This is a genomic window from Geotalea toluenoxydans JCM 15764 (assembly GCF_001311985.1).
Taxonomy (GTDB): Bacteria; Desulfobacterota; Desulfuromonadia; order Geobacterales; family Geobacteraceae; genus Geotalea; species Geotalea toluenoxydans.
Genome location: NZ_BBCJ01000036.1, coordinates 16,883 through 38,011, shown reverse-complemented (window position 1 = coordinate 38,011; position 21,129 = coordinate 16,883). Strand labels below are relative to the sequence as shown.

Sequence of the window (21,129 nt, the reverse complement as noted above, 5' to 3'; positions counted from 1 at the left end):
CTCGTTCAATTATCACGATTATCCTCGCGCGCCCGGCTGCGTAACCAGTCTTCCGCTTCCTTGGCACCAGCCTTACCGGCAGCCATGGCCATGGTAAAGCGATATAGCTCATCCTGGGTTGTCTGGAGACGGAATCCGTTGAACTGAAGCAATAGCCCCGCAGCGGTAATCCCCGCCCGCTTGTTGCCGTCCACGAAAGGGTGATTTCTGACTATGGACTCCATTAGTGCCGCTGCCTTGGCAAAAATGTCCGGATAGAGGTCTCCACCGTCAAAGGCCGCCTGCGGCCTTGCTGCAGCAGCTTGTAAGAGGCCCAGATCACGGACCCCATGACTGCCGCCGGTCGTCTCGATAAGCCGGTAGTGGATGAAGAGTATCTGTTGTGGCGTCAGGCATTTCATCATTCGGCGAGCTTTTTCAACGCCGGTTTGTACTGCTCGATGAAATCATTGACCTGCAAGGCGAAGGTTTCATCCACCCCTTCCACATAGGAAACCGGTTTCACCGGCTCGATGACAATCCGGCCATGTTCTTCGTCCACTTGCACATCCACTTCCGATCCCACCGCCAGTTTCAGCTTCTCCAGGGCCTCGATGGGAAGCGACACCCCCCGGCTGTTGCCTATGGCGCAAATCTTTCGACGCATACGATGCTCCCATGGTTTTCGTTATAACAGGATTATAACGGGTGGTAAGGTGAGAGGCAAGGGGTTTGGTGGATTCGTGGAAGCAGGGGCGATAATGGTAGAGAAGATTCAGGCCGATAGACTTCCCGCCGGTGTCCAACTGCCAGAGCAAGTACTACTAACTGGTCATCCTGAATCTCGCAGATAATGCGATAATCACCCACCCGATAGCGCCAGAGGCCAGATAAATCGCCACGTAAGGGCTCGCCGAAGTGCCGGGGGTTCTTGCACCCCTCGATACGGTCGTCGAGCCAGTCGAGAAGGCGTTTCTGTACCGGGCGGTCGAGCCGGCGCAGCTGCTTCTCAGCCACGTCGCTGATCTCAACGGTCCAGGTCAAGATCCCGCCTCAGTTCTTTCAGTGACCGGCTGCCCTTTGTCTCAGTCAAAGCCTGTTTGGCCAACTCAAGATCTTCGTTATCCTCCAGATAGCGGATCACCGCCTCCCGCACAACCGTGCTACGGTTGCTTCGCTTTACCTTGGCAAGCAGATCGATCTGCTCTTCCAGCTCTTTTTCGAGACGTATTGTAAGCATGGGCCACCTCCTTTTGTATTACATTGTATAACATAGACCCAAGAGGAGGTCAACCAGCGGAGATCATGACTTTGTAAATCTGAAGGGTAGCTTATTCCACCATCAACGCACACGCTGAATACAACCTTCCAGAATTTCCAAAGTTAAGTAAGTTGTCCCATATGATGTCCCCAAATTCAAAGGGTCTACCGGTAAATGAAGGACAAATTTCGTTCAACTTGCGGCTCCAGCGGATTATATTTCAAGTCCTGCCTCTCGCCCCCTTCAACTCAGGAAATGCGTAATGTGTCCGTTATGTCCCCATTTTCTTGGCCTAAGCGAATAGCGGCCGATTATGCCACCTGTACCAATGGCAGATTCATTCACAAGAGGGCCAGTGTCCCAGCAATACCCCCTACCAAAGACCCAATTGCCCCTCCATAGAGAGCTATTTCGTCCCAGATCGGTTTGCTGGCTGCGGGATTGCCTGACTTCGACAGTCTTATAGCTTCCTCCACCAAAGCTTTGAGTCCTGCTGCCGATTGATGTTGTTCGACAAGTTTCTCTAAGGCAGCGAATTGTGCATCAAGGGCGGCTGTAACAGAGACTGACCCACCAGCCTCAACCGCAATTGCACCTGTGCCAACTGCTATTGCTCCAATTGTGCCAGAGTTCGTAATAGTAGTTATATTGCTTTTATCTTCTGCCATATCAATCCTCCTGTTGTTATTAACTATAGTCAATTGTCCTTTCTAAGCTCGATTAAATGTCTGTTGACGACGTCAATGCTCATGAAATGTCCTGTCAAAAATCCACTGGCGAGACCCAAAATAACAGTTACTGGTCCTTTTTGGAAATAGGGGCTAAAAGAGTAAGTGATGAAATCATTTTATGCAGAAAGACCGCAAAGTTGATTTCCGCAGTAGAATTCCCCCCACGTGAAGCGATGTAAAAACATGCATTAGCAACTTTTTCCACCTCACTCGGAAAAGCTACATCATTAACATTATAAAAGTTTCCGAGCCTAACCCAACTATTGGCCAGCACTGGCAAAAACAAGTCGACGAGCATCTCGAGTCGATGCTGTGTATTGTCAAATGCATTTGGGTACTGTCGCAGCAACGCAGATAAGACTACTGCTGAACCTGCTTCTTCATCACGGCTGAGGTCGTGAAAATCTAGAAGGCGCAAGGGAAAAGGGAGCTTGTCGATAGCGTGTCGGTAGATACCGTATTTCCTGCTGCTAAACGGTGTCAAATCGCTTATCTTCATCAGCAAGTGGAGGCAATTCTTGATAACAGGACATCCCAAGCTATCGGCAACTTTGGCCATCTGGAAGTCTATGCATAACCACGGGATATTTCTTGTTTGGGCTACACGTATTATAGAAAGAACTGAGGAATCAAAGCAGTCACGCCAGTCGAGCATCTCTGGTTGCAGATCTGCCAAAGAGGGCGCCGTGATTTGGGCTGCATCAAGTAGTAATATTATCTGTTCGGCGATATGTTCGGTCCTGCGCCTGACGTGATCCATCGTATAAAGGAGCGGCTTTCCGTTCGGGAAAGTTGCCAGCATCCCTCCCTCACTCCGCTGCCGTCCGGACAACCACTGCTTAAGGTAAGCTTCTGTTTCAGCAGAAATGATTATTTCCGTCTTGGCTGCTATTAACCTGTAGTTAAGCCAGTGATCGCCAGATATATTACTCCATACACATCAATGACCACAGCCTGGTAATCTTCTTCTGAGGCGTAATCCGGCATAGGATGCCTTTTTGCCTCTGAATCGGACAAGACACTAAGTGCAGCATCAACGGGATTGCCCTTACGAAGCATGTGGCCTTTAAACATAAGTGGCAGTGATTCATGCTCTAGAATTTCACGACGTTGGTTCCTATTTGTCGAACTGATCTCTAGTAATTGCTGGAGCAAATCATGTGGATTTTCAGGGGCATGAAACATGTGGAAGCAATCAGTGCCTTCGTTCATTGCATCCCTGATGTGAAGAGATATCTGGTAAGCTGCGACAATAGCTGGTAGGCTCTCCTCTAGTTTGTAACTTACAATTCCCTCCTTGAAAGTTTCACCGACAGTCACCTTAAGCAGCCGTTCCCCAAGGGGCGAGGATGAGCTAACAAAATATTGCCCCCGTGCTTGTTCCGGCGCCAAGATCAATTTTGTCAATATTGACTTCCCATCGGAGTATCTGACACCTTTAACCACCGCCTCACCGCTGAATACTCCAAGACGTAGTGGTTCATCTCTATAGAAAAGAGTGTTAAAGATGTCAGTTATGGCAACGGCACTTAAATCTGGACCTGCGATGAAACATTCAAGCACGAAGCTTGTAGCTCTATCCTCAAGGCCGTTCTTGAACATCTCCACTATCAATCGCTGAGAATACTGATCACCTAGGGCCAAAGCGGTGTCTGGAACTTGGGACAATACACCCGGGATTCCGCTCTCGTTCCCCAGCTTCTTCATGACATCAATAAGCCCTACTGCTAACTGAGGGGTGATACCAAAAGCCGCCCCTTTCTGAAGGGAACTCTCAGCTTCTGCATAATTGGCAAGAAAAAATTCAAGCCGTGCTTTCAGCTGCCATAACCACCTATTCCAGAAACGATCCGGAATTTTGACTAGGACTGCCGCAAGAGTTGCGTTTTTTTCTGCACGAACCAATGAGTCTAAGTAGCACCTAAATATGGGGGACGGCCAGTAATCGCCGTTAGGTAGAAGTGGCTCCAAGAACCTTGCAGCTTCCAGTGGCAAATCCAAGGCATTCAGCTGACCTGCAATCTCGAGAATAGGGTCTGCATTCAGACGCGCCAAGTCTTGGCCATGCCGGGTGAAGAACTCCTGACAATGGCTTCTGAGCTCCCGACGACCAGTAATATCCTTAATAGGGTCCAGCGACCGAATAAGCAGATGTAGTGTAATCAAATCCTTGGCGAGTTCGTCCTTTTCGATGCACCTACCTCCACCACCCAACCAATTTTTCAACACCTCTGGCGCGGCATGGTGCTTTAGAAATATAGCGTCATCCATGGATAAGCTTGATTCGCAGATCAGATTATTGATGTACTGATTGCGAAATGCCTCATCTGTCTCAGCTTTCACGATCTTCTGCCCGAACTCGCTAAACCCAGAGCAGTCTTTTTGATGCTGGAAACGGAGTAGCGAAGCACATTCAGGATGAACGGCCTGGATCAAGTCTATTTTCTTCCGACACGCTTCTGCAAGGTCTTCAGAGCCACCACGCAAGTATACGAACAATTTGGCCGCCAATTGTGGTAGTCGTGAATCTGGCAATGGCTCTAATAACAGCAGCTCGCTGGTCTCTTTCGCCATAAGCATCAGGTCATCATGAAGAGAAGCAGTGATTGACCAGAAGTGCTTATTCTTAAATTCAGATTCAGCTAGCCCAGCTTTAGCCGACAAAGCAAGGAAACGTGTTGTTGTCCCTTCATCAACCTCCAAAAGGCCCTTTGCTGCAGCACCTGCAATTTCATAGTTACCCAACCGGATAGCGCCTTCAACGGCACCTCGCAACTCTCCGGCTGTCAATAAGAGGCCTCTACTCCTAACATCCTCAAGTTCGTCAACAGTGGCTATGAGGGCAAGAAAAGTCTCTTTAGTATGTGGCCCAGGAGATTTCAGAGAATTCCACACAACACGTGCGGCTTCCGCATCTACCTCCCTACATGCAACTCTAAGAAGCGCAGAAGTGCATAAATCCGTCAGCAGAGATGGGGTCTCAGTGACCGGTTGCTGAGCGAGAAATGTTGTAAGTTGCTGTCTGACTTTTGCTGTCTCGTCAACGTCCAATAGATTAAGGAAGATCGAGACGACGTCTAACGCGGGTAGTACTTTTGGGTCCTGCCCTCCCATATCACGCAGAATCTTAAGCTGCCCTTTTGCCACATCCTTGTTGCCCTTACGAAACTGTTCCAGTACTGTCTCGATTGGTCTATGCAGCATCTCAGGGGCAAATCCAGTATAATAATGCTGAATTGTATTTATTGCTGTCCCACCTGACGTTGCCAAGGCACCGACCGGCGCAGCGTTTACTATTGTTGTTCGTTCAAACAGATTTTCCATCGTAAATGCAAAACCTCAAGAAGCTCTATGGCCTGACCTCGAATAGGATGAAAGCGTCAACTCTCTAATTTACAGCGGAAGGAAAATAAAATCAAAAACTCAAGAACACCCTGCGACCAACCATGTATTTCCGGCCTCGCTGGGCGTTCTTTCTGTGTATAGCCCTTTTGCAGCTTCTCTCAGCACTTTAAGTTAGCTTCCTTGAGCGCACTCTTCAATGAGACATGATCGTGTTTAAGGTCTGATGGTGCTTTCCGATTCGGCCCCATGACCTGCGGATAGCAAATCCATCCTGATCTTGAAGAAGCTCAATGGAATACCACTTTTTGCTGTTGCGTGTTAGATCGATAAGCTCCAGATAAACGTGTCCTGGTCCAGTAAACTGGTACTGCTTCTCTTCTGGAATGGTTCGCTCCAGCATCGACAAAGCAATTCCTCCGACCGCATGTTACCAGACATACACGACATAATATGTCGCGTCTACTCCCCTATGCATACTCCACTACCATCGCAATAGCCGCCGAAACATCCTCCACTTCCTGCGCGCTCAGCCTTCCCAATCTCTTCACCAGCCGCCGCTGATCGACACCCCGCACCTGGAGCGCATCTGCTGCAGAGGTCTTCGACAAGCCGTTCCTGGAATCCGGATCTATACGTACATGCCAGAGATTGCCGAGGAAAGCATCTTTCCAATCGGTGATGGGGACGATGAGTTTGATAGGTAGTTTGCCTGCGGCGTCGGAGGAGATAATGACGGCGGGGCGGGTTTTCTTGATTTCGGCGCCGATGGTGGGGTCGAGATTGACGAGCCAAATGTCGCCGCGGCACGGCGGGAGAGTTCTACTAGTCAAGGAAGTCACCTCCGCCCGGCTCCTCGCGTTCCGCCAGCTCTTCATAGTGCTCCTGCAGTGCCTTCGCCTGCTCTTCGAGGATCTTTCGGCGCTCCTCAACCGGAAGTCTCATAAACGCCCGCCGATCCAGAAACTGCCGGTGCTCCTCCTCAAGTGGCTCTCCAATCAACCGCTCCGCCTCGTCACGGGGAAGTACCCCTTCCGAAACCGCCCTCAGGACGTTCCGTTTCAGCACTGCGGCTCTTCGCGCGGCAGCTCGCCCGGTTCCCTCAGTCTCATGTTCATCCGATTTACCTGAATGCATGACCACTTATAGGCCGAATCGTTGATGATCTTCAGGTCGCGCAGGCGGAACAGAAGCGCCTGAATACTCATCCCGAAAAGTTTCTTGAGAAGGAGAAGTTCCCTGAGCTGAATGGAGGTCCTGCTTTTCCCCACCTCGCGGTACATGACAGCCGCTGGGGCGAGAAATGCCCCGGCGAAACGGAATGCTGCCTTTTCCTCGTCTACATCCTCGGCTATGTCAAGAACCACATGACCGAGTTCATGCACTATATTCAGCCGCTGCCGCTCGCCGGCCACCAGCTTCCTGCTGACAACAGCAGCCCCTTTGATCCCACCCTCCTGATCGTAAGCAAGAGCCGAAATGCCGTCGAATTTTTCACTTACCCCTTCGACCTCGAACACATGGATCAGCCGATCTTCAAGAAGGGCAATAACATCCGCAACAGGGGCCTCACCAAGATTCCACTTCTTTCTCAGTTCCATTGCGGCCGTCTCGGCATCCTCAAGCCGCTCGACCTTGAACTTCCGAACAGGGAGGTTCAACCTGCCATCCTCCTGGACCAGGGACTGCAGGCGTAGCCGTTCATCCAACGACTCCCTGACGAGGCTTTCGATCTCCTCCTGGTCTCGCTTCAGGAGCGTGGCACGCTTCCGGTATGCGACGAGTTCGACGTTATATCTGCTCTCCCTGAAAAGCTCGGCCGACTTGACGGAGAGTGCGTCAGCAAGCTTTGTCAGAACGGCAGGCGTCGGAGAAGTAAGCCCTTTCTCGTACTTGGAAAGTGCCTGCTTCGTCACAATCCCGCCCATCTTTTCGGCCAGACCGTCGAGTGTCAATCCCCGGGCAAGGCGTAGCTGTTTCAATTTTGTAGAAAACATACAGTCTCCTGCTTATTTATACTTCCTGGTTGACAACAATAGTTGATTTTATTATTTTTGTCAACCAGAAGACATAGACTGTCGCATCAAGGGGCTCGGCCCTGCCGTTGCCAACATCCTCTACTTTCTCCATCCGACACACATGCCACCGTTCAATACCGCCATGCTCAACGGCTTCAACGGTTTTGTCATCTCATTCAACCATCATCACTACCTCTAAAATAATTAAGATCTTATTAATTACTCCCTCCTCCATTGAAGGTCAACAGGATTTCTTGATTGCAGCGAGAAGGGCAACTAGAGATGCTTAAGAGTATAATCTACTATTTCTATAGACAATAGGAATATAATTCTTGACAGGCGCTATAAAGTATTGCTAAATTAAAACTATCAAAAGCCGTGATTATCGGTGGACAATTTCAAGGCTGACCAGAAACACTGGAGGCCAGACGAAACGCGGGCATGTGAGCCCCTTTTCCGTCTGGCCTTTTTCTTTTAAAGGAGATTCAACTTATGCACAAATCCCTACTTACCCTGCTGACGATTACGTCATTGCTGGCAGCGGTTACGTGCTCCTTTGCCAACGACACTGGCTACAAAGGCTACCCGCGCGGCATTGCGCTTATCACCGTGCAGGAACTGAAGCAGTTGATCGACGCCAAGGACACGAAGCTGGTTATTTTAGCCGCAGAGAACAGCGTCGAGTATCGGCTTGGCCATATCCCCGGTTCCTACCAGGTAGACCGGCCCGAGATTGAGGCGCCACCGGAAACCCAGAACGGAATAACGGGCAACATTATCGATGCGACAGGATTCACGAAACTGGTCCAAAAGCTGGGCATAAACCGCGACAGCAAGATAGTTATCTACGACAGCAAATACGACGCAACCCGTCTCTGGTGGGCGTTCACCTATTACGGCAAAGGTGATGTCCGGGTGCTGGACGGCGGCAGCAAGGCATGGAAGAAGGCTGGTTATCCCATAGACATTTTGGCTCCAGCCAATCCTAGTCGTCAGGGAAATTTAGTCGCCAAGGTATCCATACCGTCATTTCGAGTGGATACGCCCGATGTCGTAGCCATCCAGCAAGACACAAGAAAAGCGCAGCTGTGGGACAACCGGGATATAAAGGAGTTTACCGGCGACGAATTAAAAAAAGGAGCCTACCGGGCAGGGCGGATACCGGGCAGCATCCATAGCGACTGGGCCCTCTTCAAAAAGAAACAGAACCGGGCGGAGTGGTTGACGGCAGCAGAGATACAGCCGATCTTGAAGAAACTGGGCTACGACCGCAGCAAGGAGCAGTACTTCTACTGCCAGTCAGGAGTACGCTCCACCCAGGCCATTTTTGCCCTCTACCTTTCCGGTTGGCCCCTGGAGAAGCTGCATAATTATGACAGCTCATGGATCGGCTGGTCAAAAGACCCTGCACTGCCCATCGCCAACGGTCTGTCAGGGCTTGCCAGCCAAGCAAAATCGGCACAGTGAGAGAGGAATCCAATATGCCACTCGCTTCAACAAAAACACACAGACTATCATCAGTTGAGGAAACCGCTGCCCGTTATCCCGACGTGCCCCGCTTCGTCATCATCAAGACCGATGTGCAGCGCCGGGGGAAAAATGCGGGGGAAAATAGTACAAAGCCGCTTCCTTATCAATGGAAACGGCTTGTCATCTCATGCAACCATCATCACACCCCTACATCATTAAGTCCTTATTAAATACTCCCCACTCCTTAGAAGTTCAACAGTTTTCGGGATGACCAGGAACCGAAAGCATGCGGGGGCGGCCCCTACGGGCTGGACCGCTCGGCGATGAAAACAGCGGTGCTGTGGGTCATCATCAGGCGGCCGTTTTGCCGGAAAAGCTTCAGGCCTGCAGCGTCGCCTTCGATGGATTGCACAATCAGATCGCTGGCCAGCTTTTGATTTACTGGGGGTGCCCCGGTCGTCTCCAGCCATTGGTCCACATCCTGATACTGCTCGTAATGGCGGATGCCTCGCACCGCCAGCCCCTCCCCTTCGAGCAGCGATTGAATCTCCGATGGGGCATAGACCTTCACCTTGCTTGGGGTCCGCAGCTTTTCGATGCGGTTGTGCAGGTCCCGTGCCTGGGAGTCTTCGGCGGCAACCCGGTCAACAAGGATGATGCGTCCGCCGGGTCTCGCAACCCGCTTCATTTCATGGATAGCACGATGGGGGTTGGGAAAATAGTGCAGGGCCAGCTTGCAGGTGACAATGTGGAACGTATTATCGAGAAAGGGCAAAGATTCGCTGTCGGCCTGATCGAAGGCGGTGTTGGCAAGGCCCTGGCGCTGGGCCTCCTTTTCCGCCTCGGCCAGCATTGACCGGCTCAGATCGACACCGGTCGCTTTGAAACCAAGGGGGCGAACCGGCAGGCAAGCAAACCGGCGCCACAGGCAATATCAAGGGAAAGATGCTCCGAACGCGGCTCTGCAGCCTGGATGATCAGGTCAAGCAGTCCGGCCTCGGCCATGGGGCTGTCATTCAGATAATGATGGGCCACCCGGTTGAACTGTTGTTGCACGGAAGCTTTTATCAATTCATAATCCATAGCAAACCCTTCATCTGGCAAGAGCCTTTAGCCACGAATCTCGCAGCAATAAATTGGTACAAAAATTCGTGTAAATTCGTGTCATTGGTGGCTAACCAGGTTTTTTCACGCTTCGATCCTGATCCGGCTGTCCGGGTCATCGATTATCTCTCCGACTTCCGCCACCACCGGCACATTCCGCCTTGCCAGTTCTTCCTTCAGGCGCTCGGCATCGGCAGCGGATACGGCGATAAGCAACCCGCCCGAAGTCTGGGCATCTGCCAGCACCAGCAGGGCTTCTTCGTTCACCCCAGCTCCCGGCAACAGCCGTTCCCGAAGAAACTCCAGATTACGTCTGCTCCCCCCTGGTGCAAGTCCCTGCCGCACCAAGGACCAGGTCTCCTCCAGCACCGGCACTTGTGCCAGGTTGATCACGGCGCCAACGCCGCTTCCCCGCACCATTTCCGAGAGATGGCCGAGAAAGCCGAAGCCGGTAACATCGGTGCAGGCGTGGGCATCAACCGTTGCCATTGCCTCTGCCGCCCCCTTGTTCAGGGTTGCCATTATCTCTGTTGCCGCGGCGATGGTAGCAGCCGAAACCTTGCCCTGCTTCATGGCCGTGGTAATGATGCCGATGCCGAGGGGTTTGGTGAGGATAAGGCGGTCCCCGGGTCTGGCGCCGGCATTGCTGATAACCTTGTCCGGGTGGATCACGCCGGTAACCGCCATACCGTACTTTGGCTCCGCATCCTTGATGGTGTGGCCGCCGATGATGCTGATGCCGGCCTCCGCTGCTTTGTCCGCCCCTCCCTGGAGGATCTTCGCCAGGACATCCAGGGGCAGCGTGTCAGACGGAAAACCGGCGATATTGAGGGCAAAGAGCGGCGTTGCCCCCATGGCGTAGATGTCGGAAAGGGAATTGGCGGCGGTGATCTGGCCGAAGGTGTAGGGATCGTCCACCACCGGCGTAAAGTAATCGACAGTTTCAACAATGGCCAGGGTGTCGCTCAGCCGATAAACGGCGGCATCATCGGCGGTTTTGGTGCCGATAAGCACATTGGGATCGGTGCTGCTGGGTAGCTGACTCAGCACGTGAGCCAGGTCCTGAGGACTGAGTTTTGCCGCTCAGCCGGCGCAAGAGGCAAGGGCCGAAAGGCCGGTCTGGACATGGTTGTGGGAGACCCCGCCGCGAATGCCCCGCAGTTCCTTTACCCTCGCGGCAACTATCTCCGCCGCCCGGTCCAGCTCTTCGATAGTAGTGAGACGTCCCAGACTGAAGCGGACGGCGCCGAATCCCTGTTCCGGCGAAAGGCCCATGGCCTTGAGACCCCGGACAGTTCGCAGCTGCCGTCATGGCAGGCGGAACCGGTGGAAGCGGCAATTTCGGGGGTACGGGCCAGAAGATCGGCGCCATTTACCCCGGCAAAGCTGACATTGAGGGTATTGGGAAGGCGGGAGGTGGGGTGCCCGTTGAGAAGCACATCGCCCACCAGTTCTTCGAGCCGTCCATGGAACCGCTCACGCAAGGATAGGATGCGTTCGCTCTCCGTTGCCAGGTGCTCGGCAGCCAGTTCCGCAGCTTTGCCCAGGGCAGCCATGTAAGGAACATTTTCGGTACCGGCGCGGCGACCGCCTTCATGCCCGGCTCCATGAAGATAGGAATCGATCTTCACCCCCCGCCTCACATACAGCGCCCCTATCCCCTTGGGGCATAGAGCTTGTGACCGGCAATGGAAAGGAGATCGACCCGCAGCTCGTCCACCCTGGTAGGTATCTTCCCCACCGACTGGGCTGCATCCGTGTGCAGCAGGATGTCGTGCTCACGGGCAATGGCGCCGATCTCGGCCAGCGGCTGGATGGTTCCCACTTCATTGTTGGCGTGCATGACGCTGATGAGGATGGTCTTGTTGTTAATTGCCTGCCGAACCGCTTGCGGATCAACAAGGCCGTACCCGTCCACCGGCAGGTAGGTGACGGCAAAGCCCTGCCCTTCCAGCCAGCGTAAGGGATTAAGCACTGCCGGATGTTCGATGGCAGTGGTGATGATGTGGTTTCCCTTTTCCCTGTTGGCCATGGCAGTGCCGATCAATGCCTGATTGTTGGCCTCGGTGCCGCCGCTGGTAAAAACAATCTCGGCGGGATCGCAGCCCAAAAGCCCGGCAACCCGTTTCCTGGCCGTCTCGACCCCCTCCTTCGCCTTTTTGCCATAGGGGTGGCTGCTGGAGGGATTGCCGAACCCCTCCCGAAGGTAGGGCAAGAGTTCCTCGACCACCAATGGGTCCACGGGGGTGGTGGCGTTGTAATCAAGATAAATGGGTTCCATTGAGCGCCTCCGTTAATCTATCGATTTGATAGTTTTATAGCAGCTACAAACCTATCTTGCAAGCATTATATTGATATTATCAATACTAATCTGAATATTGATCGGATTTATCAATCAGCAGCAGGAGAAGAGGCAGACAGCAGCCACGGCACCTGTTGTTTACCTCACGATTTTACTTCTTGATGACACATCTTGCGACAAGGCCTGACGCATCCGGCCCAGAGCTCCAGCAGCAGAGTTCTGCTGCAGCCGAAATTGAGCCTGACAAAACCGGGGGCGCCAAAATCGGCGCCATCGGAGAGACCTACCCCCGCCTCTTCAAAGAACGCGGCCGGGTCCTCTATGCCAGTTCCACGTGCATCTATCCAGGCAAGATAGGTGGCTTCCACATGGGTCATGGTCAGGCCGGGCATGGAATTTATCTCTGTGGTAAGCAGATCCGGTTGCCTCGCAGGTAATCCAGCAGCTGCTGGCGCCATTCTTCCCCATGGCGGTAGGCGGCCAGCGCCGCCGTATAGCCCAGGGTGTTCACATGGGGGACAATGCGGCCCTTGGCGCTGCGGAAGGCGCGGCGCAAACCTGGATCGGAGATGACGGCAAAGGAACAACCGAGACCTGGAATGTTGTAGGTTTTGCTCGGCGCCAGCAGGGTAATGGTGCGCCGTGCCGTTTCCGGAGACAGGGTGGCGATGGGGATATGCCGTTTGTCCTCATCCAGCACCAGCCCGGCGTGGATGTCATCGGAACCGATGATGAGATTGTGACGTTTAGCCACCTGGGCAATTGCCGCCAGTTCCTCCCTGGACCAGGAACGTCCCACCGGGTTGTGTGGCGAACAGAGGAGCAATAATCTGGTACGCGGAGTTATGGCCAGTTCCAAGCCAGGCAGATCCATCTGCCAGCGATCATCTTCCAGCTTGAGGGGAACCTTGACCAGTGTCCGTCCGGTGAGCCCGGGAGCAGACATGAATGGCGGATAAACCGGTATGAAGGTAATTACCTGGTCACCCGGTTCGCCAACGGCAAGACTGAGCACATTGAGCCCGCAAACCAGCCCCGGCAGCCAGACGATCCATTCTGCCTCCACCGCCCAGTCGTAGTCGGCCAGTAGCGATGCCTGTACGGCCTCAACCAACTCTGCCGGGGGATGGGTATAGCCGAAAATACCATGCTCGACCCGCTCGTGCAGTGCCTCGATCACCGCCGGTGGCGAGCGGAAATCCATATCTGCAACCCAGAGGGGAATGATGTCCCGTCCTGCGTACCTGTCCCATTTTTCGCTGCCGGTATGGCGGCGGTCGATGACCCTGTCGAAATCAAAGTGTAGTGTGCTCATGCTTGTCCTTTTGTGCTTCATGGTTACGTTCCCCACGGAGTTAACCCTGCGGAGAGAGGTTGAATGATGTTAAGAAGGCTTCTATCAAGCAATTTGTCTGGCTCCGTGTTGTTGCCGCCACTGATACCTGGAAAGTACGATTCGACCTTGCCTGTCGAACTGCACCCCTTCCGCCTCAAGACGAAGCCTCTGAACGTCACCTGCAGTAACACTGCCTGAGCGTGGCTGATTGCCCCCCTGGCATTGACGACGCGGTGCCACGGAATTGACCTGTCAGCAAGGATACTCAATGCGTATCCCACAAGCCTCGCGCCTCCCGGTATCCCTGCCAGCTGTGCAATCTGTCCGTAGGTTGCCACGCGCCCCTTGGGGATGCAGGACACAATACTGTAAATATGGCGATAGCTGTTGGGGCTTTTCAATCGGACTCCAGGGCCAATTTGATACCGAAGACGATCAAAGCCGCCCCTGCCAGGCGTGTGGCATGAAGCCGAACCTGCGGCATGGGCGAAAGGCGTTTAGCCACCTGATCGCCGACCAGAACGAGCAACGTCTGATATACAAGGCAGAGCGCACTGACATGGACCATCATGATCACCAGGGTCACCGGCCTGGTTGTTGAGGTCATAAAGAGTGGGAAAAAGGACATGAAAAAGACAATGACCTTTGGATTGGTGAGTCCGACGACAAAGGCTGATGAAAGGAGCGCCGTACACTGGCACGGAACAGGTCTCCTGAACATTGCTGGTTGTGGTGGAACGTAGAAGTGTCCAGCCAAAGCGGCATAGATACGCAATACCTGCCAGGCGTACCACCGAGAAGAGCACAGGACTGGCCGTCAATAAGGCCGCCAATCCCGAAACCGCAGCCACCATATAAACCAGATCGCCGGCTAATGTACCAAGAACCGCACCCATGCCGCCACGCCGGCCACTGCGTGCAGTTGCATTGAGAATAGCCACAGTTCCGGGGCCGGGAACCAGCTGAAAGAGGAGAATGGCTGTGATAAAGCCGATATAGTTGTGAATCTCGAACATCTTTTCAGTCCCCCTGGAACTCTTCAGCCAACTGGTAATCCCCCACCATGACCAGACCTTCAGGCGGTGAATCCCAGAGAACAGCAAGTTTCAGGATGCCGTCGGGGTCTGGTTTCGGTCTCTCCTTCGAGTCCAAATCATAGCACAAAAAGGCGCCGTACATTTCAGATTATGCAATGGCATGTCCTACCTCCGAGAGAAGATCCTTTGGCCGAGGGACCTCATCCAGTTGTTTCATCATCACATGTTCGGCATATCCGGCGATATAGAGATCGGAAATGAGCGCCACTTCTCCATAGCCTAACCTTTCATACAAACGTTTCGCCCGCAGGTTGAATTCTGCCACCGTCAAGAATACCTTTCGGGCTTGCCGCTGCCGGAGGAGGTCCTCCACATACTGAAGTAAAAAAGAGCCGATGCCATCTGAACGGCAGGCGGGATTAACGGCAAGAAGCTTGATATAGGGAAAGCCGTAAAACATGCCGGCGCCGGTAAACCAGATAAATCCGGCACAGGGATTTTCGGCGGTGCAGGCTATCCGTATCTCCCCTTTGAGTAGCCCCTCACCGATGATTCCGGTAAGTCGTCCCTCATCTTGAAAATAATTCCGGCCCAGGTCCGAATCGCGTACCATGGCAAGACAGGCATCCAGATGGGCTGACACTCCCTCATTAATCGAAACCCTGTTGATCATGTTCTGCACTTTCTAAGTCATCAAGATGTTTCCACGCTCAGACAAACACAATCATCCATTTCCCCATCCAACCCGATACCGTGCCGGCCTTTTAAATGAAAAAGACCATGGGAAAAGTCCATGGCCTCCGTTTTCAGGTCAGCATGCAGCTGCAAGCGGTGTTTCCACACCTCAATTGAATTGCTTGAGCACATAGGTATAGATATCTTCCAGCAATTTCAAGCCGCCGCGGTACCCCACGTAGGAACTGCTCAGGACCAGCCGTTCTTTGAACGGCACCGACACCGCCAGAAAATTGCCGTTTAATTCCTCGGCCAGTTTCTTCTCATAGATGCTGCCGATGATGAGCGGCGCTCCGAAGTAGTCGTTGTTCCTGATATCGTTGTGGATCTGGTAGCCGTCCGTCGAGAAGACAACCTCGGCCTCGATCCCGTACTGAAATTCCTTGAACAGCTGGATAATAGCGTCGCGATGCTCTGCCGGGGTACCGTCGGTGATGTACTGCCGGTCCGGCACCAACCGAAGTCGTTCACCAGGAACCGGGAGATTGCCAGGGCATCGGCCGCGTTGGTCACCGTGGAAAAGCGACGAGACATGGTGCGGTTCTCCAGGAAGACGTCCGAGGTTCGTTCAATATGGTAGTAGTATTCCCTCTCGTGCCTGCCGATGACCCCCTCGACCTTCGACGGATCCACACCAGCGAGTTTACCGACTGCCCGCAGGAACCTGCTGGTTTCGAAGGCGCCGATGGGCAGGGTCGGGTAATGCAGGTACGGCGTCCCGAATTTCTCTTGAAGTGACTTCACGTTCTTCAGTCCGACCCACGGCGCCACGAGAAGATTGTATTCCGCCGCCGGAATCCTGTCTATCTCGGCAATCCCTCGATACTCACCGAAAATGATGTTGGGCGTCAGTCCCAGTTCCGCAACCAGCGCTTCCAGTTCCCTGATGTTTCCTACCCAGAAAGGATCGTAGGAAGGAACCGGCCCCCAGATATTGACCAGCCCCTTCACCTTCTCGACTGGCGGCTTTTTAGCCAGATACTGCTCAATAATGGCGTCGATTACCCACTCGTGCCCTTCCAGGTTGGTTCCCTTGAAACCGGCCGTTTCCACAAAAATGACCGGCTTGTCCCGATCGCCGAACTCGCGGGTCACGGTGGCGATATCATCGCCGACGATCTCGGTGGTGCAGCCGGACAGGACGATAAAGAAATCGCCATCGATTACTTTCAGCGCGTTGTCAATGGTCTGCCGCAGATTCTCCTCGCCGCCGAAGACGATCTCCGTCTCGGATACGTTTGTGCAGGGATATACTTGAGGCGAGATGTAGCCGGAATCGCCGTTGTTTCCGGCAATTCCCGCTGCCAGCTTCCCTGCGCAGCCAGGGCCGGCATGCAGGATAGGCACCCCGCGGTAAATACCCTGGACCGTCTGCATCGCCCCCAGGGCACAGACATACCTGGCTGGTCAATTATTCTCGTCATCTACGTTCTCCTTGGAATAAAAATGGTCGGTGCGCTGCCGGAACCACCAGTCGGTGTACGGGAGCCTCACCCGGCCGGCCAGGTTGTCAGTGAAACTCCGGTTGGTCACCACATCATGGATTGACGAGGCAAAATTCAACAACCCCCGGTAGCCGAAGATGGCATACTCGTCGTAGACGCAAATGGCCGGAATGCCGAGCTTCATGGCCCAAACCGTGGAGCCGGCATGGCGGGAGAAGAAGATGTCCGGCTTTTCCCGCTGGAGGATGTTGAGCAGCTCGTGGTTCTGCAGATCATTCACCGACAGGCTGTAGTCGGTGGGGGAATGCTCCACCTGGTAAGTGAAGGCATCCGGCGCCTTGCCATCGTCATACTGTTTGTCGAAATGCCAAGCGGCAGCATGGGCAATCTCGATCCCCAGTTCCTGGATGGCACGGGAGGTGTTGAAGTTGAAGCCGGGCCCCATGCCGACCACCGCCCTAAGCCCTTTGAGTTTTGCGCGGATGGCATCGATCCATGGCAGGTAAATGGAACGTTCCTTGTCCAGAAAAGCTTCCACTTCCGCCTCTTTCCCAAGAGCCTCCCCCAGTCCCCGCAGCCAGCTCTCGAACCCGGCGATGCCGTGGGGCTGCAACGACTTCACATAGGGGACGCCATATTTCTCCTCCAGCCCTGCCCCCAGGTAGGTCCCCAGGGTGCCGCAGGTACTTATGGTAGCCGCCGCTTCCCCCAACCGGGAGAGTTGGTCGATTGTCGTGTTGGAGGTAAGGAAAAGCGGCTCTACGCCGAAATTGGCAAAAATCTCTGTGATCTGCTTCCGGGCGCTGCCGAAAAAGTTGATCACGTTGACCGTATTGGTCTTTTTCTGCGGCGGCTTGACGATATGGGTAAGGATGGCATGATAGGCCCCGTCGAAACCCGAGGCCCAGATCTTGGTCTTGAAACCCTCGCAATGGACAGGGGCGACCGGCACCGGCAACTCTTCCATCAGTTCGGCAGCCGTACTCTCAAGATCTTCGCCGATGATGCCGCTGACGCAGGAGGCGCCGATGAAGATGGCTGATGGTTTGTAGCGGCTCCAGGTCTCCCGCACCACGTCCTTCAAGTTCGGTGGCGCCGAAAATGACGTCCGAATCGTTCATGTCGGTGCAGACATAGCCCGAGCGGGAATTATCAAGGCCGAGCGATTCCGCCAGTTGATCCTTGGCATTGCTGACCTGCATGGCGGTAACGGCGCAGCCTGCCGGAGCGTGGTGCACCACCGCGGCGTCGGTTATGAAGCTGAGCTGGCTCAGGGCGCAGGCGGCGTTACAGAGGCTTGCCTGGCTGTAGCAGCGCCCCTTGTCCCCAAGACTGCCGCACCCGGACTTTGTGTTCAGGTCGCGCAGGGTCCCGTGATAAGCGGTGATAGAGCCGAGCCTGTTTTCCCTGGTGCCGCTTTCACTATTGTTCAGATGTACCGCCATGATCACTCCTTCCCGCCGAGAGACCGGGCAAAGGCCTGCTCAAGATCGGCAATCAAGTCGTTGGCGTCCTCCAGCCCAAGGGAAAGCCGGATGGTCTCGGGGGGGATATCTGCCAGCGCCAGCTCGTCCGGCGTCAATTCCCCATGGGTGGTTTTCGGGGAGTTGATGATCAGGGAACGGCTGTCACCCACATTGGCCTGATAACTGAACAGCCTCACAGAATTGATGAAGGCGTCACGTTGCGCCTCATCCCCCTTGAACCCGAAGGTGAAGGTGGACCCTGCCCCTTTCGGAAAGTATCGATCGGCCAGTGCCCGATAGGGACTTTCCTTTGCCGAGGGATGTTTTATCCAGCAACCTCGCCCTTCGATTCCAGATAACGGATGATCTTTTCCGTGTTGGTCACCTGCTTCTGGACCCGCTCCGACAGGGTTTCGACCCCCTGCAGGATCAGATAGGCATCGAACGGGCTCAGAACGGCGCCGAAATAGACCAGGTAGTTGAGGCGAACCCGGAGGGTAAAGGGGAACTCGGAGGTGATCTCCAGGAAACTGCGCTCCACACCGGTATCGTCCCGCAAAAGGTAGTGGGGCTTGGTAAACTGGGGAAACTTTCCGTTCCCCCAGTCGAAGGCGCCCCCTTCGACAATAACCCCGGCAATGGTGTTACCGTGCCCCCCCAAGGCCTTGGTGGCCGAATATACAACGATATCCGCCCCATGCTTGAGGGGGTTGAAGAGATAGGGGGTAGCAAAGGTATTGTCGACAATGAGCGGGATGCCGTTTTCATGGGCCACGGCAGCGATCCGCTCCAAATCCAGCAGCGTGGCGTTGGGGTTGCTGATACTCTCAACGAAGATGGCCCTGGTCTCCGGTTTTATCCCCCGGCGAAACTGATCGACATCATCGGCATTATCAACCTGGTCAATGCCTATGCCGAAGGTGGGAAAGAGCTTCTTGAAACTGTCCTCGGTACCGCCGTAGAGGTTGCGGGTGGTCAGTATTCGCCCTCCCCCTTCCGCCACGTTGAACAGGGCATAGGTAACTGCAGCCATCCCCGACCCTACCGCAATGGCGGCACTGCCGCCGTCCAGTGCAGCGATCCGCTCCTCCAGCACTTGCACGGTAGGGTTGCCGAGCCGGGTGTAGACGAAACCAAGCTCTTTGAAGCGGAGCAGCCGCTCGACCCGCTCCGTGTCCCCCAGCTCGAAGGACGCCGTCTGATAGATCGGTACCGAAACCGCAAGGTTGTGAGCCTTCGGGTCATACCCTCCCCGCACTTTCACCGTGTCGAAACTATAATCTCCGTTAGCCATGGGCTGTTACTCCTTATTCTGGTTAATTACACCGGTACCGGCAAAATGGTCCGATCCATGATCATGCTGCGTTACTCAAGGAAAACCGCGACGGATCAAGGGGCCAGCGACCATATTCCCTCGCCGCGCCCACCAGGGCATGGATATTTTCCGGCGGCGTGTCGATGGGAAGTCCACAGCCCAGGCCAAGTATATAGCCCTTGGGGTTGTCCCAGCCCTTTGCCAGGCACTCCCGTGCATTTTCCCGCACATCGTCCGGCTTGCCCAGGTACATGACAGCGGTCGGGCGGATGTTGCCCAGCAAAGCAACCTTGTCCCCCACCAGCGTCTTTGCCTCGACCAGATCGACGGCGTCATCCAGCTTAATACCGAGACGCCGGTGGCAGTCATTTCCGGCCAGATCTTGCTGGTATTGCCGCAGATATGCAGCGAAGGAGCCGCGCCGGCGATGGCGGCAATGGCTGTGACTACTTCCTGCAGATAGGGTTGGGCGAATTCGCGGAACTGACGGGGACTGATCATCGTCCCTGAAGCTGTCGGGTCAGCCAGACCGATGCGAGCCCCCACCTTGATTGCCGCAGCCGCAAAACGAATGATGCTGTCGCTGGACAGGCGCAGCAGCCGATGGGCGAATTGGGGGTTCTTGTGAAGATCGCGCAGGAAATTCTCCGTGCCACGGATGCTGGTGGCGGTGGTAAAAGGACCGGAAGTGGTCATATTAAGGGGCACCTGGTCCCCAACTTCCTTGAGAACTATGGTCGCTGCCTCCAGGAAAAGAGGTAACCGGCCGTCCCGCTCGGGATCTGGGACCTTGAGCCGGTCTAGATCGGCTTCTTCCTTGACCACATAGTCGGCCACGTAAGGGGTTGAGTCGGGGTAGGCGAGTTTGCTGCCGATGGCCTCGGCAATACCGGTAAGTCCGGGGCCGGTATTGACATTATCGGCTCCGTAGCGGCGCCAGGCCGCAACCTGCCCTTGGGCCATGAGACTGGCGGAATTGTTGTATTCGCCGACGGTAACGCCGATGACCCTTGCCCCATGGTCGCTGATGAGCAGATTGACCGGAATCCGGTCATAGGGCTGGCCGGTAAGTGCAGCAATGGTCCGTTCCCTGGATGTCATTGTTTCTTTAACTGGTGCGGTGGACATGTCGTTTCCTTTCTGGTGATCGATTGGTGGTATGCTACCGGCAAGAATTGCCGCCGGAGCCACCGCACCCGCAACCGCCGCCCGATCCGCATCCCTGGGTCAAGCCGGCGACCTTTGCATCCAGCAGCTTGTACCGTTTTCCATAGGCAGTAAGAGCCTTGTGGACAGAGCCTTTGAGATTGAAAGCCCTGACACCTTTTTCCTGCAGTGCGGCAGCGGCGCCCGGGCCTATCTGGACGGCAAAGACCGCCTGTACATCACCAAGCCGGTCAGTCGTACCCCCTGGGCCATGGACACTGGTCTCGGCATTGCTGCAACCGGGAAGTACCTCCCGTTTCTCAACCTGCCGGTAATTTCCGTCATCCTCCACCTCATAGATGATGAACTGACTTGTCTTTCCGAAATGTTCATCGATTGATTCACCATCGGACGATGCCACGGCAACGCGTATCATGAATAC

Annotated in this window: 26 protein-coding genes and 4 pseudogenes; 1 reads left to right on the top strand and 29 read right to left on the bottom strand. The window is 54.4% G+C overall.

Translation table 11 applies throughout. The features are described from left to right. Positions 1–5: 5 nt before the first annotated feature. The 11 genes from JCM15764_RS18615 to JCM15764_RS18570 all read right to left on the bottom strand — a co-directional run bounded on the left by JCM15764_RS18615 (position 6) and on the right by JCM15764_RS18570 (position 7,310). On the bottom strand, positions 6–404 hold the full coding sequence (locus JCM15764_RS18615; RefSeq protein ID WP_243689410.1) for a type II toxin-antitoxin system death-on-curing family toxin: 399 nt from the start codon (positions 402–404) through the stop codon (positions 6–8). Then, a complete protein-coding gene (locus JCM15764_RS18610) occupies positions 401–646 on the bottom strand; it encodes an AbrB/MazE/SpoVT family DNA-binding domain-containing protein (RefSeq protein ID WP_054698355.1) in 246 nt (81 codons plus the stop codon). Before JCM15764_RS18610 ends, JCM15764_RS18615 begins: the two co-directional genes overlap by 4 nt. A 32-nt stretch (positions 647–678) precedes the next feature. Continuing rightward, the gene (locus JCM15764_RS25145) at positions 679–1,023 is read right to left on the bottom strand and encodes a type II toxin-antitoxin system RelE family toxin (protein WP_243689409.1); all 345 of its coding nucleotides are present in this window, start codon (positions 1,021–1,023) and stop codon (positions 679–681) included. Further along, positions 1,007–1,219, bottom strand: a complete 213-nt coding sequence (locus JCM15764_RS18605) for a DUF6290 family protein (RefSeq protein WP_054698353.1) — start codon at positions 1,217–1,219, stop codon at positions 1,007–1,009. The genes JCM15764_RS25145 and JCM15764_RS18605 overlap by 17 nt, the downstream gene beginning before the upstream one ends. Positions 1,220–1,581: 362 nt before the next feature. Next, a complete protein-coding gene (locus JCM15764_RS18600; protein WP_054698351.1) occupies positions 1,582–1,908 on the bottom strand; it encodes a hypothetical protein in 327 nt (108 codons plus the stop codon). A gap of 127 nt (positions 1,909–2,035) precedes the next feature. Beyond that, positions 2,036–2,839 carry a hypothetical protein gene (locus JCM15764_RS18595; protein ID WP_369412378.1) on the bottom strand — a complete coding sequence of 268 codons (804 nt, stop codon included), beginning with the start codon at positions 2,837–2,839 and terminating at the stop codon, positions 2,036–2,038. A gap of 23 nt (positions 2,840–2,862) precedes the next feature. Then, positions 2,863–5,295: a hypothetical protein gene (locus JCM15764_RS18590; RefSeq protein ID WP_243689408.1), complete on the bottom strand. Its 2,433-nt coding sequence runs from the start codon at positions 5,293–5,295 to the stop codon at positions 2,863–2,865. A 214-nt stretch (positions 5,296–5,509) separates the two neighbouring features. Then, the gene (locus JCM15764_RS18585; protein ID WP_054698345.1) at positions 5,510–5,716 is read right to left on the bottom strand and encodes a WGR domain-containing protein; all 207 of its coding nucleotides are present in this window, start codon (positions 5,714–5,716) and stop codon (positions 5,510–5,512) included. Positions 5,717–5,783: 67 nt separating this feature from the next. Further along, positions 5,784–6,146: a type II toxin-antitoxin system PemK/MazF family toxin gene (locus JCM15764_RS18580; RefSeq protein WP_243689407.1), complete on the bottom strand. Its 363-nt coding sequence runs from the start codon at positions 6,144–6,146 to the stop codon at positions 5,784–5,786. Then, positions 6,139–6,381: a hypothetical protein gene (locus JCM15764_RS18575; protein WP_054698341.1), complete on the bottom strand. Its 243-nt coding sequence runs from the start codon at positions 6,379–6,381 to the stop codon at positions 6,139–6,141. The genes JCM15764_RS18580 and JCM15764_RS18575 overlap by 8 nt, the downstream gene beginning before the upstream one ends. Next, positions 6,375–7,310, bottom strand: coding sequence for a helix-turn-helix domain-containing protein (locus JCM15764_RS18570; RefSeq protein ID WP_054698339.1), 936 nt, complete (start codon positions 7,308–7,310; stop codon positions 6,375–6,377). Before JCM15764_RS18570 ends, JCM15764_RS18575 begins: the two co-directional genes overlap by 7 nt. Before the next feature lie 513 nt (positions 7,311–7,823). Between JCM15764_RS18570 and JCM15764_RS18565 the strand changes: the two genes are divergently transcribed. Further along, complete coding sequence (locus JCM15764_RS18565) at positions 7,824–8,798, top strand: sulfurtransferase (RefSeq protein WP_054698337.1); 975 nt, start codon at positions 7,824–7,826, stop codon at positions 8,796–8,798. A 304-nt stretch (positions 8,799–9,102) separates the two neighbouring features. On the opposite strand, the gene JCM15764_RS18560 is transcribed toward JCM15764_RS18565, so the two are convergent. The 18 genes and pseudogenes from JCM15764_RS18560 to JCM15764_RS18500 form a co-directional block, all read right to left on the bottom strand. Continuing rightward, positions 9,103–9,654 (bottom strand): class I SAM-dependent methyltransferase, encoded by a 552-nt coding sequence (locus JCM15764_RS18560; RefSeq protein WP_054698335.1) that lies wholly within the window; start codon positions 9,652–9,654, stop codon positions 9,103–9,105. Between the two features lie 8 nt (positions 9,655–9,662). After that, positions 9,663–9,884 carry a hypothetical protein gene (locus JCM15764_RS18555; RefSeq protein WP_054698333.1) on the bottom strand — a complete coding sequence of 74 codons (222 nt, stop codon included), beginning with the start codon at positions 9,882–9,884 and terminating at the stop codon, positions 9,663–9,665. A 105-nt stretch (positions 9,885–9,989) separates the two neighbouring features. Then, positions 9,990–11,057 (bottom strand): selenide, water dikinase SelD, encoded by a 1,068-nt coding sequence (selD, locus tag JCM15764_RS18550; RefSeq protein WP_279384556.1) that lies wholly within the window; start codon positions 11,055–11,057, stop codon positions 9,990–9,992. Between the two features lie 29 nt (positions 11,058–11,086). Beyond that, positions 11,087–12,186, bottom strand: a pseudogene (locus JCM15764_RS18545) (cysteine desulfurase family protein). A 164-nt stretch (positions 12,187–12,350) separates the two neighbouring features. Continuing rightward, positions 12,351–12,599 (bottom strand): hypothetical protein, encoded by a 249-nt coding sequence (locus JCM15764_RS30295; protein WP_279384554.1) that lies wholly within the window; start codon positions 12,597–12,599, stop codon positions 12,351–12,353. A 5-nt stretch (positions 12,600–12,604) separates the two neighbouring features. After that, positions 12,605–13,522 carry a MalY/PatB family protein gene (locus tag JCM15764_RS18540; protein ID WP_279384553.1) on the bottom strand — a complete coding sequence of 306 codons (918 nt, stop codon included), beginning with the start codon at positions 13,520–13,522 and terminating at the stop codon, positions 12,605–12,607. Positions 13,523–13,545: 23 nt separating this feature from the next. Continuing rightward, positions 13,546–13,944 carry an MGMT family protein gene (locus JCM15764_RS18535; protein WP_243689406.1) on the bottom strand — a complete coding sequence of 133 codons (399 nt, stop codon included), beginning with the start codon at positions 13,942–13,944 and terminating at the stop codon, positions 13,546–13,548. Further along, a pseudogene (locus JCM15764_RS28855) lies at positions 13,941–14,559 on the bottom strand (LysE family translocator). The gene JCM15764_RS18535 and the pseudogene JCM15764_RS28855 overlap by 4 nt, the downstream one beginning before the upstream one ends. 4 nt (positions 14,560–14,563) lie before the next feature. Then, positions 14,564–14,707: a hypothetical protein gene (locus tag JCM15764_RS30290; RefSeq protein ID WP_243689404.1), complete on the bottom strand. Its 144-nt coding sequence runs from the start codon at positions 14,705–14,707 to the stop codon at positions 14,564–14,566. Positions 14,708–14,728: 21 nt separating this feature from the next. Continuing rightward, positions 14,729–15,223 (bottom strand): GNAT family N-acetyltransferase, encoded by a 495-nt coding sequence (locus JCM15764_RS18525; RefSeq protein WP_243689403.1) that lies wholly within the window; start codon positions 15,221–15,223, stop codon positions 14,729–14,731. A gap of 201 nt (positions 15,224–15,424) precedes the next feature. Further along, entirely contained in the window at positions 15,425–15,769 is a 345-nt protein-coding gene (locus JCM15764_RS27270; RefSeq protein WP_279384552.1) for a nitrogenase component 1, read from the bottom strand. Between the two features lie 158 nt (positions 15,770–15,927). After that, positions 15,928–16,692: pseudogene (locus JCM15764_RS27265) on the bottom strand (nitrogenase component 1); the annotation flags it as partial. Positions 16,693–16,722: 30 nt separating this feature from the next. Then, positions 16,723–17,832 carry a nitrogenase component 1 gene (locus JCM15764_RS18515; protein ID WP_243689402.1) on the bottom strand — a complete coding sequence of 370 codons (1,110 nt, stop codon included), beginning with the start codon at positions 17,830–17,832 and terminating at the stop codon, positions 16,723–16,725. Continuing rightward, positions 17,747–18,205: a hypothetical protein gene (locus tag JCM15764_RS30285; protein ID WP_243689401.1), complete on the bottom strand. Its 459-nt coding sequence runs from the start codon at positions 18,203–18,205 to the stop codon at positions 17,747–17,749. Before JCM15764_RS30285 ends, JCM15764_RS18515 begins: the two co-directional genes overlap by 86 nt. A gap of 2 nt (positions 18,206–18,207) precedes the next feature. Beyond that, positions 18,208–18,516: a PLP-dependent transferase gene (locus JCM15764_RS30280; protein ID WP_279384555.1), complete on the bottom strand. Its 309-nt coding sequence runs from the start codon at positions 18,514–18,516 to the stop codon at positions 18,208–18,210. A gap of 35 nt (positions 18,517–18,551) precedes the next feature. After that, complete coding sequence (locus JCM15764_RS18510) at positions 18,552–19,520, bottom strand: aminotransferase class I/II-fold pyridoxal phosphate-dependent enzyme (protein WP_279384551.1); 969 nt, start codon at positions 19,518–19,520, stop codon at positions 18,552–18,554. A gap of 61 nt (positions 19,521–19,581) precedes the next feature. Next, a pseudogene (locus JCM15764_RS18505) lies at positions 19,582–20,642 on the bottom strand (uroporphyrinogen decarboxylase family protein). A 61-nt stretch (positions 20,643–20,703) separates the two neighbouring features. Then, entirely contained in the window at positions 20,704–21,123 is a 420-nt protein-coding gene (locus tag JCM15764_RS18500) for a NifB/NifX family molybdenum-iron cluster-binding protein (RefSeq protein WP_054698328.1), read from the bottom strand. Positions 21,124–21,129: the final 6 nt, after the last annotated feature.

What these genes read in the sequence shown, in the direction of transcription:
- JCM15764_RS18610 (WP_054698355.1), bottom strand. Translation starts at nt 646, where the DNA reads ATGCGTCGAAAGATTTGCGCCATAGGCAACAGCCGGGGGGTGTCGCTT.
- JCM15764_RS18590 (WP_243689408.1), bottom strand. Translation starts at nt 5,295, where the DNA reads ATGGAAAATCTGTTTGAACGAACAACAATAGTAAACGCTGCGCCGGTC.
- JCM15764_RS18555 (WP_054698333.1), bottom strand. Translation starts at nt 9,884, where the DNA reads ATGGATTATGAATTGATAAAAGCTTCCGTGCAACAACAGTTCAACCGG.
- JCM15764_RS18570 (WP_054698339.1), bottom strand. Translation starts at nt 7,310, where the DNA reads ATGTTTTCTACAAAATTGAAACAGCTACGCCTTGCCCGGGGATTGACA.
- JCM15764_RS18540 (WP_279384553.1), bottom strand. Translation starts at nt 13,522, where the DNA reads ATGAGCACACTACACTTTGATTTCGACAGGGTCATCGACCGCCGCCAT.
- JCM15764_RS18615 (WP_243689410.1), bottom strand. Translation starts at nt 404, where the DNA reads ATGATGAAATGCCTGACGCCACAACAGATACTCTTCATCCACTACCGG.
- JCM15764_RS18500 (WP_054698328.1), bottom strand. Translation starts at nt 21,123, where the DNA reads ATGATACGCGTTGCCGTGGCATCGTCCGATGGTGAATCAATCGATGAA.
- JCM15764_RS30285 (WP_243689401.1), bottom strand. Translation starts at nt 18,205, where the DNA reads ATGGCGGTACATCTGAACAATAGTGAAAGCGGCACCAGGGAAAACAGG.
- JCM15764_RS30295 (WP_279384554.1), bottom strand. Translation starts at nt 12,599, where the DNA reads ATGCCCGGCCTGACCATGACCCATGTGGAAGCCACCTATCTTGCCTGG.
- JCM15764_RS18560 (WP_054698335.1), bottom strand. Translation starts at nt 9,654, where the DNA reads ATGCTGGCCGAGGCGGAAAAGGAGGCCCAGCGCCAGGGCCTTGCCAAC.
- JCM15764_RS18585 (WP_054698345.1), bottom strand. Translation starts at nt 5,716, where the DNA reads ATGCTGGAGCGAACCATTCCAGAAGAGAAGCAGTACCAGTTTACTGGA.
- JCM15764_RS18600 (WP_054698351.1), bottom strand. Translation starts at nt 1,908, where the DNA reads ATGGCAGAAGATAAAAGCAATATAACTACTATTACGAACTCTGGCACA.
- JCM15764_RS18510 (WP_279384551.1), bottom strand. Translation starts at nt 19,520, where the DNA reads ATGGCTAACGGAGATTATAGTTTCGACACGGTGAAAGTGCGGGGAGGG.
- JCM15764_RS18565 (WP_054698337.1), top strand. Translation starts at nt 7,824, where the DNA reads ATGCACAAATCCCTACTTACCCTGCTGACGATTACGTCATTGCTGGCA.
- JCM15764_RS18605 (WP_054698353.1), bottom strand. Translation starts at nt 1,219, where the DNA reads ATGCTTACAATACGTCTCGAAAAAGAGCTGGAAGAGCAGATCGATCTG.